Source organism: Nocardia sp. NPDC004278 (genome assembly GCF_053602975.1).
In genome coordinates, this window is record NZ_JBSGEQ010000009.1 from 104,470 (window position 1) to 120,952 (window position 16,483).

General features: G+C 65.8%; 13 protein-coding genes. 4 read left to right on the plus strand and 9 right to left on the minus strand.

The window, feature by feature from the left end:
* Positions 1–113 precede the first annotated feature (113 nt).
* The 8 genes from ACWEO2_RS16325 to ACWEO2_RS16360 form a co-directional block, all read right to left on the minus strand.
* Complete coding sequence (locus ACWEO2_RS16325) at positions 114–899, minus strand: IclR family transcriptional regulator (RefSeq protein WP_452406028.1); 786 nt, start codon at positions 897–899, stop codon at positions 114–116.
* A gap of 13 nt (positions 900–912) precedes the next feature.
* Positions 913–2,757: a putative nucleotidyltransferase substrate binding domain-containing protein gene (locus tag ACWEO2_RS16330; protein WP_452406029.1), complete on the minus strand. Its 1,845-nt coding sequence runs from the start codon at positions 2,755–2,757 to the stop codon at positions 913–915.
* A 61-nt stretch (positions 2,758–2,818) separates the two neighbouring features.
* On the minus strand, positions 2,819–4,375 hold the full coding sequence (locus ACWEO2_RS16335; RefSeq protein ID WP_452406030.1) for a GMC family oxidoreductase: 1,557 nt from the start codon (positions 4,373–4,375) through the stop codon (positions 2,819–2,821).
* The gene (locus tag ACWEO2_RS16340; RefSeq protein ID WP_354958680.1) at positions 4,368–5,897 is read right to left on the minus strand and encodes an APC family permease; all 1,530 of its coding nucleotides are present in this window, start codon (positions 5,895–5,897) and stop codon (positions 4,368–4,370) included. The genes ACWEO2_RS16335 and ACWEO2_RS16340 overlap by 8 nt, the downstream gene beginning before the upstream one ends.
* Before the next feature lie 61 nt (positions 5,898–5,958).
* Entirely contained in the window at positions 5,959–7,440 is a 1,482-nt protein-coding gene (locus ACWEO2_RS16345; protein WP_452406031.1) for an aldehyde dehydrogenase family protein, read from the minus strand.
* A 6-nt stretch (positions 7,441–7,446) separates the two neighbouring features.
* Positions 7,447–8,628: an aromatic ring-hydroxylating oxygenase subunit alpha gene (locus ACWEO2_RS16350; RefSeq protein WP_452406188.1), complete on the minus strand. Its 1,182-nt coding sequence runs from the start codon at positions 8,626–8,628 to the stop codon at positions 7,447–7,449.
* 7 nt (positions 8,629–8,635) lie between these two features.
* Complete coding sequence (gene solA, locus ACWEO2_RS16355; RefSeq protein WP_452406032.1) at positions 8,636–9,799, minus strand: N-methyl-L-tryptophan oxidase; 1,164 nt, start codon at positions 9,797–9,799, stop codon at positions 8,636–8,638.
* 4 nt (positions 9,800–9,803) lie between these two features.
* Positions 9,804–12,251 carry a GcvT family protein gene (locus ACWEO2_RS16360; protein ID WP_452406033.1) on the minus strand — a complete coding sequence of 816 codons (2,448 nt, stop codon included), beginning with the start codon at positions 12,249–12,251 and terminating at the stop codon, positions 9,804–9,806.
* Positions 12,252–12,445: 194 nt separating this feature from the next.
* On the opposite strand from ACWEO2_RS16360, the gene ACWEO2_RS16365 reads away from it, so the two are divergent.
* The 4 genes from ACWEO2_RS16365 to ACWEO2_RS16380 are packed head-to-tail and all read left to right on the plus strand — an operon-like array spanning position 12,446 to position 15,700.
* On the plus strand, positions 12,446–12,790 hold the full coding sequence (locus ACWEO2_RS16365) for a bifunctional 3-phenylpropionate/cinnamic acid dioxygenase ferredoxin subunit (protein ID WP_452406034.1): 345 nt from the start codon (positions 12,446–12,448) through the stop codon (positions 12,788–12,790).
* The gene (locus ACWEO2_RS16370) at positions 12,787–13,983 is read left to right on the plus strand and encodes an NAD(P)/FAD-dependent oxidoreductase (RefSeq protein WP_452406035.1); all 1,197 of its coding nucleotides are present in this window, start codon (positions 12,787–12,789) and stop codon (positions 13,981–13,983) included. The genes ACWEO2_RS16365 and ACWEO2_RS16370 overlap by 4 nt, the downstream gene beginning before the upstream one ends.
* A gap of 8 nt (positions 13,984–13,991) precedes the next feature.
* Positions 13,992–15,077 carry an S-(hydroxymethyl)mycothiol dehydrogenase gene (locus ACWEO2_RS16375; RefSeq protein WP_452406036.1) on the plus strand — a complete coding sequence of 362 codons (1,086 nt, stop codon included), beginning with the start codon at positions 13,992–13,994 and terminating at the stop codon, positions 15,075–15,077.
* Positions 15,074–15,700, plus strand: coding sequence for an MBL fold metallo-hydrolase (locus tag ACWEO2_RS16380; RefSeq protein ID WP_452406037.1), 627 nt, complete (start codon positions 15,074–15,076; stop codon positions 15,698–15,700). The genes ACWEO2_RS16375 and ACWEO2_RS16380 overlap by 4 nt, the downstream gene beginning before the upstream one ends.
* Before the next feature lie 275 nt (positions 15,701–15,975).
* Here the strand turns inward: ACWEO2_RS16380 and ACWEO2_RS16385 are convergent, their stop codons facing one another.
* Positions 15,976–16,434: an SRPBCC family protein gene (locus ACWEO2_RS16385; protein WP_452406038.1), complete on the minus strand. Its 459-nt coding sequence runs from the start codon at positions 16,432–16,434 to the stop codon at positions 15,976–15,978.
* Positions 16,435–16,483 lie beyond the last annotated feature (49 nt).

Here is a 16,483-nt window from a genome sequence, read left to right on the forward strand (position 1 = left end):
AGAACGCAACACGAAGCTCTATACGCAACTCAGTATTGGGCCATCCCACCCCCATGTCAACACGGGAAGGCAACCGAGATCAGACAGATTTCGATCCCACCCGGCGGGGGAGGTCAGCGCAGGTAACCGAGGCGGCGGCTGATATCGGCGGCGCTGGCGATGGTCAGTTGGGCGACGTCGGCGAAGCGGTCCGGACTCAGGCGGTAGGCCGGACCGGAAACGCTCAGTGCCGCAACGACGGCACCGGTGCTGTCGTAGACCGGCGCGGCGACGGCGTTCAACCCGATCTCCAGTTCCTCGCGTACATCGGCCCAGCCGTTCTCGCGCACCGCGACGAGTTGTGCGGCGAGGTCGGCGACCCTGGTCAGCGTATTGGCGGTGAATGCCTCGAGTTTGGCGCCGACGCGCTTGCGCATCTCCCCCGGCTCCAGATCCGCGAGCAGTACCTTGCCGCTGGAGGTGGCGTGCGCCGGACAACTCTGACCGACCCAGGATCGCAACGCGATCGAACCCGGCCCGTGTGCCTCGGCGATATTGATGATCCGACTACCGTCCAGCACAGCGAGATTGGTCGTCTCACCGGCCTCGATCGCCAGCGCGTTGCAGGCGCTCTGACTCTGTCCGACGAGATCGACCTGGGCACTGGTGGATCCGGCGAGCCGAACGATCGAGAAACCGAGCCGATACTTGCCGCGCTCGGACAGTTGCTCGACGTATCCCCGCGATTCCAGCACGGCGATCAACCGCGAAACGGTAGATTTGTGGACGCCGAGTTCGGCGGCGATCTCCGTGACGCCCGCCTGCCCGAGCTTGGCAATGATCTCCATGACCAGCAGCGCTCGGTCGACGGACTGCACCGCGGCCGTCCGCCCGTTGTCCTCGACACCTTGTTTCGCCATGACAATCGCCATTCTAGGTGGTTGTGGCTCCCATGCTGCCGACCCGTCGTTGCACCGCCGCGATTTCGCGCAGGGCGTCGTTGAGCAGGCTCCGATTCAACGGCGAGAGTTCCGACATCATGACAATATCGCCGGGACTGTGCCCAGCCGACAACTGCTCGACCTGATGCACCATCCGCAGGCGCTGCAACATGACGAAGACCTCGGTCAGCATGGTGACATCCCGATCGGTGAGCGCACCGGCACTCGCCGCCGCCGCCAATCGCACCGGGGTGGACGCCGAGGTCACGCCCGCCGCCAGCCCACCCCAGCGCGCCAGGTTGACGATCGGCGCCAGCGCATGGTTCTTCAGATCGAAGGTGCCGCCGCGCCGGGACAGCACATCGCGCAGCGACCGTGTCCGCACCCGTCCCGATAACGCGTCCAGCAGTTGCAGCCGCAGCGCATTCGGGTGTTCGGCCCGCATCCGCCCGAACGCCGCTGGCACGGTATGCAGCGCGGCGTCGCCCCACACCACCCGCCCGTCGATGAGCAGCGACGACAGGATCAGCCCCCGATCCTGCAGCGGATCGTCGAGCCAGCCCTCGGCGGCCCGCGCCCATTCGGTGCGCGACCTGGCGAACTTCGGCTTCGCGGCGATGGCCCCATTACTGTCCGCGGGTAGCCCGCAGGCATCGAGAATCGCGTGCACGCGCGCCGCGACAGCGCGCAATTGCCCACTGGCCGAGGATAATTCGTCGGACCACGAGAGCGCGCTGTCGACATCCGATGACGGCATGGCCTCCCGGCGCGCGACGCTGCCGAGGATCAACCAGGCGAATCCGTCACCCGGTGCATCCGCGAACTCCGCCAATGCCAGCTCGAGCGCCTTGCGGACCACCGAGTCGATGACGACCGAGAGGATCCCGCTGGTCGCCGAGGCCTTGGTGCCATTGCGGAACAGGTCGACCACCGTCGCCGTGATCTCGCGCGCGGCCCGCTGCAACTGGGCCGCATCCGTGGCCGCCCCGATCGAGCGACGCAACACGAAACTCTGGCGCGCCGATGCCGCGAGCAGGTCCGCGTCCTCGAGCACGCCGAGCACCTCGCCCCGTCGCGAGAGCACCGGCATATGCCGTAGCCCGCATTCGAGCATCTCCATGAGCACGGTCTCGGCGGTCAGATCGGCGGTGACTCGACGGGCCGGTGCGCTCATCACCCGGGAGATCGGCACGTCGACCGGAAGTCCGGCCGCCACCACCCTCGTGCGCAGATCGCGATCGGTGAAGATGCCGAGTTCGCCGTCCTGCAACCGGATCAGCACGGCGGAGACGCGCTGCTCGGTCATCCGGACAACGGCCTCCCGAACACCGGTGTCCGGTGTCACGAAAACCACTGTGCCGGAAACCAGTTCACCGACCGGGCGGTTACCCAGCACGGATGCCACCGGGGTCCGATTGCCCGATACCGTCTTCCACGCCGACGAGGCGAGGAAGGCGAGTCCGTCCGGTTGGGCGAACTGCTCCCGGACCAGTACGCCGGGCAGCCGGATCAGCACACTGGGTTCGGTTGCCCGCGCGACGAATTCGGCACTGCCACCGGTCAGCAGCGGCACGTAGCCGAAGATGCCGCCGGACTCGACGGTGTCGATCGTCGCGCCACCGTCGTCGCCCCCGCCAGCGTCCCCCGCCTGAACGACGGAACCCGAGCGCCGCCGACTCGTGGGGTCGGTGCCGGTGCCCTGCAGCGTGACGGCACCCGTCCACAGCATCCAGACGTCATCGGGCACCTGCGTCGAGTAGTCGGCGATCACCTCGCCGACGGCGAACTCGTGCAACGACGAAGCCGCCGCGAGCTTGTCCAGCTCGGGCGGCGTCATCGATTGGAACGGCGCGTGGTCACCCAGAAACGCCGCTAGCTCGCCCTCCGGCACCCCGGACTCAGGTTTCCCTGATCAGGTCCGCGCACTTCTCTGCCATGGCCATGACAGTAATGTTGGGGTTGACGGCGGGCAATTTCGGCATCGCCGAAGCGTCGACTACCCGCAGTCGGGAGACGCCCTTGACCCGGAGCTCCGGATCGAGCACCGCCATCGGATCGTCGGGCGCACCCATCCGCGCCGTTGCCGCCGGGTGGTAGACGGTGTTGTGGGTGGCGCGAATGTAGTCCAGCAGCTCGTCGTCGGTGACCGCCTCCGGGCCGGGTGCGAGTTCTCGCGCGATCCACTTCCGCAACGGCGCCTGCTCGGCGATCTCGCGTGCCAGCCGGACGCCGGCGAGCATGGTGCGTTCGTCGTGGCCGTCCGGATCGGTGAAGTACCGCGGGTCGACCTTCGGCCGATCGCGGAAGTCGCGGGTGCGCAATCGGACCGTGCCGCGCGAACGCCCCTGGGTGACATTGGGTGTCAGACAGAAGCCGTTATCGGTGGTCGGGTAGCCGTGCCGCAGCGTGTTCATATCGAACGGCACGCTGCCGTAATGCATCATGATGTCGGGCACGCGAAGCGATTCGTCCGAGGTGGCGAATACCCCGATCTCCCACCACTGGGTGGAGGTGGCGATCATGGGTTGCGCGGCTTCCCAGAACACCAGACCTTCGACGTGGTCGTCCAGATTCGAGCCGACACCCGGCGCGTCGACCCGCACCGGCACCCCGATTTCCCGCAGGTGGTCGGCGGGCCCGATGCCGGACAGCAGCAATAATTTCGGCGTATCGATCGCTCCGGCGGTCACGATGACCTCGCGCCGTGCGGAGGCGGTGTCGTAGCCGGTGAGATCGGGCCGCTGATAGCGCACACCAGTTGCGTTGCGTGCCTCGTCGAACAGGATCTCACTGACCCAACATCCCGTGCGCACTACAAGATTGGGCCGCGAACCGAGAATCGGATGCAGATAGGCGTGCGACGACGACATCCGTGTCCCGTCCTCGCTCGCATTGATCTGGAACCATCCGGCCCCGTTGCGCACCGTTGTGCCACGGTTGAATTCGACGGTCGGCAGTCCGGCCAGCGCCGCGGCTTCGAGGACGGCGACCCCACACGGATCATTCGGCGGGATATCCCGCAGCCGCACCGGCCCGCTGCGACCGTGCTGCTCCCCCGGCGCGTGATTGTTCTCCAACCGCGCGACATAGGGCAGCACCTCGGCCGCACCCCAGCCTTTGGCGCCCATCGCCGCCCACTCGTCCAGCCCCTCGGCGGGCGGCCAGAACGCGATGCACGAATTGTGCGAGGAACACCCTCCGAGCACCTTCGCCCTGGCATGGCGCAGATAGCTGTTGCCGCGTTCCTGCGGCTCGACCGGATAGTCCCAGTCGTAACCGGAATCGAGCAGGTGCATCCACTGCGCGAGTTCGAGGATATTGCGATCGCCGACGTCGGTGGGACCGGCCTCCACCAAACACACAGTCACATCCGGGTTTTCGCTGAGCCGCGCGGCGAGTACGCAGCCAGCAGTCCCGCCGCCCGCGATCACGTAGTCGAAGACCGTGTCAGACATCGGAACGCACCTGCGCCGCATGCGAGGCCAATGTCCCGATACTCTTGCGGCCCTTGACCAGATACCACAGCAGCCCGGCCCCGAGGATCGCACCGATGTAGACGAATGCGCCCCAGGTGTTGTACCAGGGATTGCCGTAGACGGCCTCGCGCGGCCAGGCCAGGTTCAACGCCATCGCGATACCCCACACCACGGCAACGATATTCACGACGATCCCCCACCGACCCATCGAGAAGTAGCCGCCGGCCTGCAGATCCTTCGGCGGCCACTGCCCCTGGAACCGCTTCTTCAGCATCGGACCCGTCACCATGAGGTAGGCCAGGTAGATCATGATGATCGCAATCGAGGTCAGCACCGTGAAGATCTTCGGCTGACCGATATTGATCACCAGGATGAGCGCCGCGAGCACACCGATCAGCACCGCCGGAACCACCGGGGTCTGGGTCTTCGGATGCACCCGGGCGAGCTTGTCGCCGAACGGCAGCGCGTTATCGCGGGCCATGGCGAAGGCCAGCCGGATGGCGGCGGTGTGCACCGCCAGCGAACAGACCGTCACCGCGATCACGATGCAACACAGGAAGATCGTGCCGAGCGGACCCCACATCACCTGTTCGACAATGTATTGCAGACCACCGCTGGAGCTTCCGATCTGCGGATCATCGAGATCGGGCGCCGCCATCACCGCGAAAACCAGGATGGCCCCGCCGATGACGAACGACGCGAGCACGGCACGCAGGATCGCCTTGGGCGCGGTGCGCCGTGGCTCCACCGTCTCCTCACCCAGTGAACTCGCCGTATCGAAGCCGTACATCACATAGCCGGAGGCGAGCGTGGCCACCAGGAACGCGCTGAGGTAACCACCGGATTCGGCCGCACCGTAGCCGTGGGTCGAGAAGAACACCTGCGGGCCGCGAGTCCAGTTGGCCGCCAGGATGATCGCGATCAGTACCGCGGCGATCAGTTCGATGAACACGCCGGCACTGTTGATCATCGCCATCAGACGCACACCGAAAGCGTTGACGGCCGTGGTGAATACGATCATCACGGTGCCGAGCACGACCGCATTGGTCGCGTAGTCGTATTGACCGGTCCCGTCACCGATGAACTGGAATCCGCTCCACAGTCGTGGCAGATTCAGTTGTAGTGCGAGCACTACCGCCGACAGCGTCACGATCGAAGCGGTCAACATCAGCCACCCCGAGGACCAGCCGACGATCCGGCTGCCGAGCGCCTTGGACCAGTTGTACACCGACCCGGCGACCGGATACTTCGCGGCGAGCTCCATGAAACACAGGGCGACCGCCAGCTGACCGACGAAAACCAAAGGCCACGACCAGAGATAGGCCGGACCCGCGGTCCCGAAGCCGAAATAGAAGAGTTGGAACGTACCGGTGAGAATCGAGATATAGCTGACACCGGCCGCGAAGCTGGCGAACTTGCCGATACTTCGGTCCAGGGATTCCCTATAGCCGAAATCCTCCATGCCGTTGTCATCGGACACATTGTGTTCCTTGACTACCATTGCTACCGTGCCTTTCGCGGTGCGGCCGTCCGGGCTGTCCGGCCGAGATTTGAAATTTCGATCAGACGCTCTTGAACCACTCCGCGGGCTTCGGTGCCGTGTTGTGCCAAATGTGTTTGATTTCTTGATATTCGGCCAGTCCGGTCGGGCCGAGTTCACGTCCGTTACCGGACTTCTTGAACCCGCCCCATTCCGCGGCCGCGGCGTAATAGCCGAAGTCGTTGAGCCACACCGTGCCGTGGCGCAGTGCGCGCACCATGCGCTCGCCGCGCGCCGGATCGGCGGTGCGCACACCAGCGGCGAGACCGTATTCGGTGTCATTGCCGAGCCGAATCGCCTCGGCCTCGGTGCTGAATCGCTCCACTGTGAGGATGGGGCCGAAGGTCTCCTCCCGCACGATCCGCATGGACCGATCGCAGTTGTCGAAGATCGTCGGTAGGAAGAAGCTGCCAGCGGCCAGCGCCGGATCACTCGGCCGGACGCCGCCGGTCACCAGCTTCGCACCCTCCGAAATGCCCAGCTCCACATACGCTTCCACCTTCGCGCGGTGTGCCTCGGAGACCAGCGGCCCGGTCTCGCTGGCCGGGTCGAGGCCGGGGCCGACGCGGATCAGCTCGGCGCGGCGCGCCAATTCGGCGACGAAGTCATCGGCGATGGACTCCTCGACGATGAGTCGTGTTCCCGCCGAACAGACTTGACCCGAATGCAGAAATACACCGGTCAGCACCTGGTCGACCGAACTCGCCCAGTCGGCGTCGGCGAAGACGATGTGCGGGTTCTTGCCACCGAGTTCCACCGCGACCTTGGTGACATGCTCCGCGGCAACCCGGGCGATCGTCTTACCGGTCGCGAGGCCCCCGGTGAAGGAGATGAAGTCGACATCCGGCGTATCGGTCAGTGCCGCGCCGAGCATCGCACCGCTGCCCTGCACCAGATTCAGCACGCCAGCGGGGACACCGGCCTCCTGCGCCAAGCGCACGAAGGCAATGGTGCTGAGCGGAGTCACCTCGCTGGGCTTGGCGACCATCGTGCAGCCCGCGGCGAGCGCGGGCGCGACCTTCCACGACATCTGCAGCAGCGGATAGTTCCACGGCGCGATCAGCACGCAGACGCCGATCGGCTCCCGGACCACCCGGCTGAGCACCGCTGGATCACCCACGTCGATCAGTCGATCGGCCTGCCCGACGACCAGACTCGCGTAGTAGCGGAACACCGAGATCACATCGTCGATATCGATGCGGCTCTCCACCAGCGTCTTGCCGGTATCGACCGTCTCGAGGTGCGCCAACTCCTCCTTGTCCCGCGCCAGCAGGTCCGCGATCCGCGCCAGGAGTGCGGCGCGCTCGGCGACCGGCGTGGCAGCCCAGGCCCCGTCGTCGAAGGCCGCGCGGGCGGCGGCCACCGCGCTGCGCGCATCGTCCGGTGTGGCCTCGTCCACGGTGGCCACCACCGTGCCGTCGGCCGGGTTGACGATCTCGCGCAGGCCGCCGTCCGCGGCGTGCGCCCATGCGCCGCCGATGAGCAGGTCCGGGTTGCCGTTCATCTCAGGTCACCTCACGTCGCCGATACAGCCGTGCACCCATGTGTGGAATTCGGAAATGTGGTGCTCGGCGGGTACAAGTACTCCGCCGCTACGGTAAGCGCGCGAGGACATTGTGGGTTGGGTTCGCTCACATGCCGCGAAATCTTGTTCGTTCACCCGGTGGAACAATTCGACCGAACGCGATACGTCGCGGCCTTCCGCAACCACATCGGCGGTGTAGAGCCAGTCGCATTCGACAATGGTGCGATCCGCCGATATCGGATACATCCGGTGGAAAATGATGTGGTCCGGGACCAAATTCACGAAGACCGTCGGCTTGATCGTGATCGCGTAATAACGTCGATCCTGTTCAGCGCGCACGCCCGGCAGCCGCTCGAATCCCGCCGAACCGTCGACGGTGAACCCGGCGATTTCCGGGCCGAATTCGGCGCCGTGCCCGACGAACACCTGGGCGGCCAGGCCGTCCGCGAACTCAGGCAGTACCTCGGTGAGCTCGGGGTGGATGGTCGCACAGTGGTAGCACTCCATGAAGTTCTCCACGATGAGCTTCCAGTTCGCCGCGACGTCGTAGACCACGCGGCGGCCGATCTGCAGCTGCTCAATGCCGTAGGAGTCGATCGCGGTCGAGCTGCCCAGCCGTTCGGTGACCGCGCCCATGACATCGTCCTCGAACGACGGCGGCTCGTCGGCGAGGCAGACCCAGGCGTAGCCGAGCCATTCCCGCAGCGCCACCGGCACCAGACCGTAGGCGACCCGGTCGATATCCGCGCCGGTCTCGTCCTTGAGGGCGGCCATATTGGGTGCGGCGACGAGCTTCCCGTCCAGGCCGTAGGTCCACGCGTGATACGGGCAACGCAGGTTGCGCCGCACCTGGCCCTCGTCCTCGGTGCACAGCATCGCGCCGCGATGGCGGCAGATATTCAGGAAGGCGCGCAGCTGCCCGTCCCGACCGCGTACCACCAGCACGCTCTCGCGACCGACCTGCACCTTCCTGAACTGCCCCGGATCGGCCAGGTCGGCGGAGCGAAGCGCGCAGAACCACATCTGCTCGAAAATGCGTTCCTGTTCGGCGGCGAAGATGGCCTCCTCGACATACCACTTGCCGCCGAGGGTCGGGATCAGCGCCGGGGTAGCCACCGGCGGGAGGTCCGCGGTCGGCTCACCCGTCGCCCGGCCGCCACCCCCCATGGAATCGCTATGCGATGCTGTTTCCACTGGTCACCAGCCTTTGCGGGTCGAAGAGTGTGATGGGATGCGCGGTCTTCGCGTCGATGGCCAGATCGGCCAGAATTTCGCCGACCACCGGGACGAACTTGAAGCCGTGGCCGGAGAAGCCGCACGCGATGGTCACCCGGGTGGAGTCGGGGTGGCGGGCGATGACGAAGTGTTGATCGGGCGTATTGGAATACATGCAGGTCGCCGAGTGGACCAGCGGACCGTCCAGTGCCGGAAGCAGTCCGGCGACGCGCTCGCGCATCTCCTGGATCTCGTGCGGATGTACGACGCGGTCGATGGTCTCCGGGGTGCACTCGATGCCCTTGCGGAAGAACGCGGTCTTCACTCCGCCGGTCGGGCCGTCGATCGCCGGGAAACCGTAGATCTGCATGCCGGAACGGTTTTCGGCGATGTAGATCGGCTGGTCCTCGAAAGCCGTTGTGCCGCCGATGGGATCGAGCCAGTACAGGACCTGGCGCTCGATGGTGATCGGGATGCCGAACTCCGCCAGCAGCTGTGGCGCCCATGCGCCGGGGCAGATGACGAGTTGGTCGGCGCGATAGGTGGCCCGTGCCGTCGTGACCGTCACGCCGTCACCGGTCTCCGCCCAGTCGAGCACCTCTTCGCCGAAGGACAGCGTCGCCCCCGAGCGCAGCGCGAGATCGATATGCGCTTGGACGGTCAGCTCCGGGCGGGCGAATCCGGCCTTGTCCTCGTACACCGCGATATCGCCGGGATCGGGTGTGAAGTTCGGGTACCGCCGGCGGATCTCGGCCGCGTCGAGCACCTCGTGCGGCAGCGACCACTCGCGGCTCGCGCGCAGGCTGCCCGCGACCGTCAGGCAGTCCGGCGGCCCGAGGAACAGACCGCCGGTGAGCCGGACGACTTCTCGGCCGCTGTCGGCCGCCAGCCGCTCCCACAGCTCGTAGGAGCGCAGCAGCAGTGGCACATACGCCGGATCCTCGAAGTAGGACTGTCGGATGATCCGCGAGCCGCCGTGACTGGAACCCTTGTTGTGGGCGGGCGTGAACCTCTCCAGTCCGAGTACCTTCTGCCCGCGGGCGGCCAGGTGGTAGGCGGCGGCGCTGCCCATCCCGCCGAGCCCGATCACGATGACGTCGTAACCGTCTGTAGCCGTGGTCATTTCGCTACCTCCTGATCCGGGACATATCGGGGTCCACCACCGGTTCGGTATGCACGATGGCGGTGTAGCGGGTGCCGAGGTATTCGACCTCGACCGCGTCACCGGGGACGGTGGCCGCCGGCAACCAGGCGTAGGCGATGCTGTGGCCGATGGTGGCGGAATAGCCCGCGCTGGTGACATAGCCCGCGCACGCACCGTCGACGTACACCGGCTCCTTGCCGAGGACAACCGCCGTCGGACTGTCGAATACGATGCTGCGCAGGATTTTCGCGGGTGGCCGCGCCTGCTCCAGCGCCTTTTTGCCGACGAAGTCGTCCTTGGCCATGCGGACCGCGAAATCGAGACCGGCCGCGGCGGGCAGATGTTCGGCGGTCACATCGGTTCCCCAACCGCGGTAACCCTTTTCGATGCGCAGGCTGTTGAACGCGATGCGCCCCGCCGCGATGACCTCGTGTTCGTGCCCCACCGTCCACAGCAGATCCCAGAGGGCACTGCCGTATTCGGCGGTCGTGTAGATCTCCCAGCCGAGTTCGCCGACGTAGGAGACGCGCATCATCGTTACCGGAATCGCACCGAGATAGGTTTGCAGCGCCCGGAAGTACTTGAAACCCTGATGCGAGAGATCATCGGAACACAAGGGCTGCACCAGATCTCGCGCGGCCGGACCCCAGACGCCGATACAGCAGGTGCCGCCGGTGATGTCACGCAACGTCACCGACCCGTCGTCGGGCAGGTGCCTGCTGAACCAGTCGAAGTCCAATGGCCCGTTGGCGCCGACCTGGAATCGCTCGGGCGCCAACCTGGCGACGGTGAGATCGCTACGGACACCGCCGTTCTCATCCAGCATCAGCGTGTAGGTGACCGAGCCGACGCTCTTGTCCAGGTTATTGGTGGTCAGCCGCTGCAGCAGTTCCAATGCGCCGGAGCCGGCGATCTCATACCGGGTCAGCGGCGTCATGTCGTACATGGCGACGCGCTCCCTGGTCCAGCGCGCCTCTGCGATGGAGATCGGTGACCAGAAGTTGCCCGACCACTCATCGCGCTCGGGAAACGGCACTCCCTGGTCACGAAGGCGTTGCGCCAGTTCGGCATTGGCCTCGTACCAGGCCGGCCGCTCCCAGCCACCGCCCTCGAAGAAGTACGCGCCCAACTGCTGTTGCTGGGAGTAGAACGGGCTGGTCCGCAGTCCGCGCAGGGCCGTTCGGTACTGGTGCGGATGGATGATGTCGTAGACCTCGACGAATGCCTGCGAACTCGTCTCCAGAATGAAGCGGTCGCTGCGGGCCACATCCTCGAAGCGGTACAGATCGCATTCGTGCACGTCCGTTTGCGGTGCGCCGTCGATGATCCACTCGGCGGTCGCCTTGGCTACACCGGCCGAATGGGTGACCCACACCGCCTCGGCGACCCAGAATCCCTCCAGATCTCGATGCTCGCCCATGATCGAAAAGCCGTCGGGGGTGAACGAGAAAATCCCGTTGAATCCCTCCTCTACCTTCGAATCACCCAGCGCCGGTAGGAGTTCCATGGACGCACGCCAGGCGGGCGCGAAATCCTCCTCGGTGAACGCCAGCATGGACGGCATTTCCGTACTCGCGGTGGCGAGTGTCGACAGGTCCACCGGCATGGGAATGTGCCCGTAGTAGCCGATACCGATCCGGTCGCGATGTTCGCGAAAGTAGAGATCTTGATCTTGATGCCGCAATATCGGCAGGCTGGCCTCATGCAACGCGGTATTGCGTCCGTCGAGGGCGGCGATTCGGCCCGTCTTGGCGTATTGATGCGCCATCGGCACCAGCGGCAGCACGAGCCCGACCCGTTTCGCCAATTCGGCGCCCCAGAAACCCGCCGCGCAGACGACGATATCCGCCTCGATGATGCCGTCGGCGGTTTCCACCCCCGCCACTCGGCCGCCGCGCTGCACAATGCCGAGCACTTCCTGATGGGCGCGAAAACGAGCGCCGCGCGCGGTCGCGAGTCTTGCCTGCGCGGCCGCCGCGCGCAGCGCCTTGGCCAAACCATCCGTCGGAGTGTGGAATCCGCCGAGAATGCGGTCGACATCGACTAGCGGATGCAATGCCGCGCATTCGGCGGGTTCGAGTAGCCGTCCCTCGATGCCCCAGGACTGCGCCCACCCGGCCTTACGGTGCAGATCTCGCCAGCGCTGCGGCGTGGTCGCCACCTCCAATCCGCCGACCGGATTGAAGGCCCAACCCTCCGGATGGTCGAGCGCCAGGAATTTCTCCGTCGTATACCGGGCGAATTCCGTCATTGTTTTGGACGAATTCGTCTGGAACACCAAACCCGGTGCGTGCGAAGTCGATCCGCCCGTGGCGAACAGTGGACCTCGATCGAGAACGGTGACATCGGTCCAGCCGCGTGAGGTTATTTCATCGGCCAATGAGGTTCCGACGATTCCGGCTCCGATGACGACAACTTTCGGGTGAGCCAAGACGTGCCTCCGATGTTGCTTGCTGCGCAACGCAATCGCATTACGCAACAAATGGTCAACCCGATCCGGCGGCCTGTCAACAGCTGGAAACCAATTGTTCACAAGTCGCCTCCCGGGTTGACGGCGACGGCAAACCCGAGGACACTGTTGCGTTATCTGAGATGTGTTGCGTAATGAGCAACTATGGAGGGCTGATGAGTTCCCTTGCCGAGCAACCGGAAACCGTCACAGCGGAACTGTTCGTCGCGCACCTGACCGACCTGCCGGTGGGCGAGGTCGCCACGGTGCAGCCGGACGGTGGCGCGCCGATCGCGGTTTTCCACACCGAGGACGGCCTGTTCGCGATCGACGACACCTGCACACACCAGGACGCGTCGCTGGCCGATGGCTGGGTCGAGAACTGCACGGTCGAATGCCCGCTGCACGAATCCTGCTTCGACCTGCGCACCGGCGCGGTATCCGGACCGCCGGCCAAGATCGCGGTGCGCACCCACGCGGTCCGGGTCGTCGATGGCGACGTCCTGGTGGTGCCCTCATGAATGCGGTATCGCGTACCGACTCGGTGGTGGTCGTCGGTGCATCGCTCGCCGGCTTCTCGCTGGTCCGTGAGCTGCGCGAATACGGTCACGAGGGCGACATCACGGTCGTCGGCGACGAACCGCACCTGCCCTACGACCGACCGCCGCTGTCCAAGGATTTCTTGCACGACGATGTCGATATCGCGCTCGGCGAGGTGGCCGAGGCGAACTGGATGCTCGGGCGGCGGGCGGTCGGGATCACCTCGACAGCGCACGGGCCCGGCGTCATCCTGGACGACGGCGGACAAGTCAGCGCAAACTCCCTGGTCCTCGCGACGGGCGCGCGGGCCCGTACCCTGCCGGGCGCACCGACGCTGCGCGGTGTCCACACGCTACGGACGCTGGAGGACGCCAGAGCCATCCGCACGTCGCTGCGCACTGCACGCACGGTGGTCATCGTGGGCGCCGGTCTAATCGGCTCCGAAATAGCCTCTACCGCAGTGAGTTTCGGCATCGAGGTGATCATTGTCGAGCTGTCCACCGAACCGCTCACCGCCGTCTTCGGACCGCAGATCGCACCGATTTGCGCCGCCATGCACACCGCCAATGGTGTACGGCTGCTGACCGGCGTCGCGGTCGACCGATTCCTGGGTGACGAGCGCGTCCGCGCGGTTCAATTGACCGATGGCACCGAACTCGCCGCCGACGCCGTGGTCATCGGCATCGGCGCGGTACCCAATACCGAGTGGGCGCGCGACTGCGGCCTCGAGATCGACAACGGCTTCGTCACCGACTCCCGATGCCGCACGTCGATCCCCGGCATCTACGCGATCGGCGATTGCGCCCGCGCCTACAACGCGGAACTGGGCGGCCACCACCGCAGCGAACACTGGACCAATGCGACCGTACAGGCCCGCATCGCCGCGGCCGATATTGTCGGCGCAGCACAACGACCTACCTCGACGCCGTATTTCTGGTCGCGGCAATATGGACGAATGCTGCAGTTCGCGGGCCATAGCCAAGCGACCGACGCGGTCCGCTTCCTGGACGGCGACGCGTCCACCGAGTCGTTCACCGTCCTCTACGAGCGCGACGGTGCACCGGTGGCCGTATTCGCCATCGATAACCCACGCCTGTTCACCCGATACCGCAAGCACATCGAGCGGCTCACCCCCGACGCCATCGATATCTCCAGCGCCATCTCTATCTCCTAGGAGGATTCGTGTCCGAAACCGTGCGTGGCGTGATCGCCCGTAGCAAGGGCGCACCGGTCGAGACCGTCGATATCGTGATTCCGGATCCCGGGCCGCACGATGTGGTCGTGCGCATCCAGTCCTGCGGGGTGTGCCACACCGATCTGCACTACCGCGAGGGCGGGATCAACGATGATTTTCCCTTCCTGCTCGGGCACGAGGCCGCTGGCATCGTGGAGACGGTCGGTGCCGCGGTAACCCATGTCGTCGCGGGTGATTTCGTCGTCCTGAACTGGCGCGCGGTCTGCGGTGAATGTCGCGCGTGTCGGCGCGGCCGCCCGTGGTACTGCTTCGCCACCCACAATGCCAGCAAGAAGATGACCCTCACCGACGGTACCGAACTCAGCCCCGCCCTCGGCATCGGCGCGTTCGCCGATAAGACGCTGGTGCATGAAGGTCAGTGCACCAAGGTCGATCCGAATGCCGACCCGGCCGTCGCCGGACTGCTCGGCTGCGGCGTGATGGCCGGTATCGGCGCCGCGATGAACACCGGAAATGTCTCGCGCGGCGATACGGTCGCGGTCATCGGCTGCGGCGGTGTCGGCGATGCCGCCATCGCGGGTGCCCGCCTGGCCGGTGCGCGGACCATTATCGCCATCGATCGCGACCCGCAAAAGCTCGAGTGGGCAACCGAATTCGGCGCGACCCACACCATCGATGCGACCAGTGCCGATGTCGTCGAGCAGATCCAGGAATTCACCGACGGTTTCGGCGCGGACGTCGTCATCGACGCGGTCGGCCGCCCGGAAACCTGGAAGCAGGCCTTCTACGGCCGCGACCTGGCGGGCACCGTGGTGCTGGTCGGCGTCCCGACCCCGGATATGACCATCGATATGCCGCTGATCGACCTGTTCTCCCGCGGCGGCGCGCTGAAATCCTCCTGGTACGGCGACAGCCTGCCCGAGCGCGACTTCCCGATGCTGGTCGATCTGTACCTGCAGGGCCGCCTGCCATTGGAGCGCTTCGTCACCGAGCGCATCGCCCTTGACCAGGTCGAAAAGGCCTTCTCCGCAATGCATGCGGGTGAGGTGCTGCGTTCGGTGGTGGTCTGGTGAGCCTGCGCATCGACCGGGTCGTCACCTCCGGCACCTTCTCCCTCGACGGCGGCACCTGGGCGGTGGACAACAATGTCTGGCTGATCGGCGATGACACCGAGGTGGTCATCGTGGACGCGGCGCACGACGCCGACGCGATCATCGATGCGGTGGGCGGGCGCAATGTGCGCGCGATCGTCTGCACCCACGGTCACAACGATCACATCACCGCCGCACCAAAACTTGCCGAACGGCTCGACGCACCGATCCTGCTGCACCCCGCCGACGATCCGCTGTGGCGCATGACCCACCCCGCCGTCGACTACGGGTCCTTGGCCGACACCCAGCGAATCACCGTGGCGGGCACCGATATCGAAGTCCTGCACACCCCGGGCCACTCGCCCGGCTCGGTGTCACTGCATCTGCCCGAGGCCACCGCCCTCTTCACGGGTGACACCCTGTTCAACGGCGGCCCGGGTGCGACCGGCCGCTCGTTCTCGGACTTCGGCACCATCATCGACTCCATCCGGAACCGCCTGTTAACCCTCCCCGAGGGCACGACGGTCCACACCGGCCACGGCGACGGCACCACCATCGGCACCGAAAAACCCGCGCTCGCCGACTGGATCGCCCGCGGCCACTGACCCCGCCCCGCCGCGTATCTACCCCTCGGCACAGGGTCTGTCGAACGTAGTCGAATGGTGGTCGCCCCGGCGCTTGGGTTCAAGGGGTCGATGCAACAACTGACGGGAGTCGAGGTGTTGCATGGTTCAGCAGGGTCCGGTGCGGTCGTTGCGGGTGGTGCGGAAGCTGTTCTGGGATTTGGTTATTGGTGGGGTCGGGGTGGGTGGGGCAGCAATCTGTTTGGACAGAGCGCTGGGCTCGAGATCAGGTGGAGCTGGCCGCCACCTGACCTCGGTCAGCCCTCGACGTATGCCTTGATGCGCTCGAGGGTTTCGCGCATGCCATTGCGGTTGGTTTTGCCGCGGGCGCGTCCGGCGATCAGCCAGTAGACCCGCAGCGCGCGGTTCTCAGTGTTGAGCTGGAACGATTCGGTCACATCGGTGCCGCCCTCGACGGGCTCGAAACGGTAGCGCCAGGTATTGACCGACGTCCCACCCGGCCCGAGCACGGTGAATGCGAATTCGCGGCCGGGCTCGCATGCGACGATCCGGCAGACGGTCCAATACTTCATGCCCCAGTTATTGCGGTTGACGTGCCCGCGGAACTTGACGCCGACCGCGGGAGCCGTTGCCCCGCCGAGCCATTCGGTCTCGAAGGTTTCCGGTGAGAACTTCCCGGTGTTGGTGATATCGCTGACCAGCTCCCAGATCTTCTCGGCGGGTGCTGCCATCCGAACCGTCACGCTATCCTGCATGCCTGCACGCTAGCAGGCGCCTTCTCAGACAGGTAGCTGCTAGGTGACG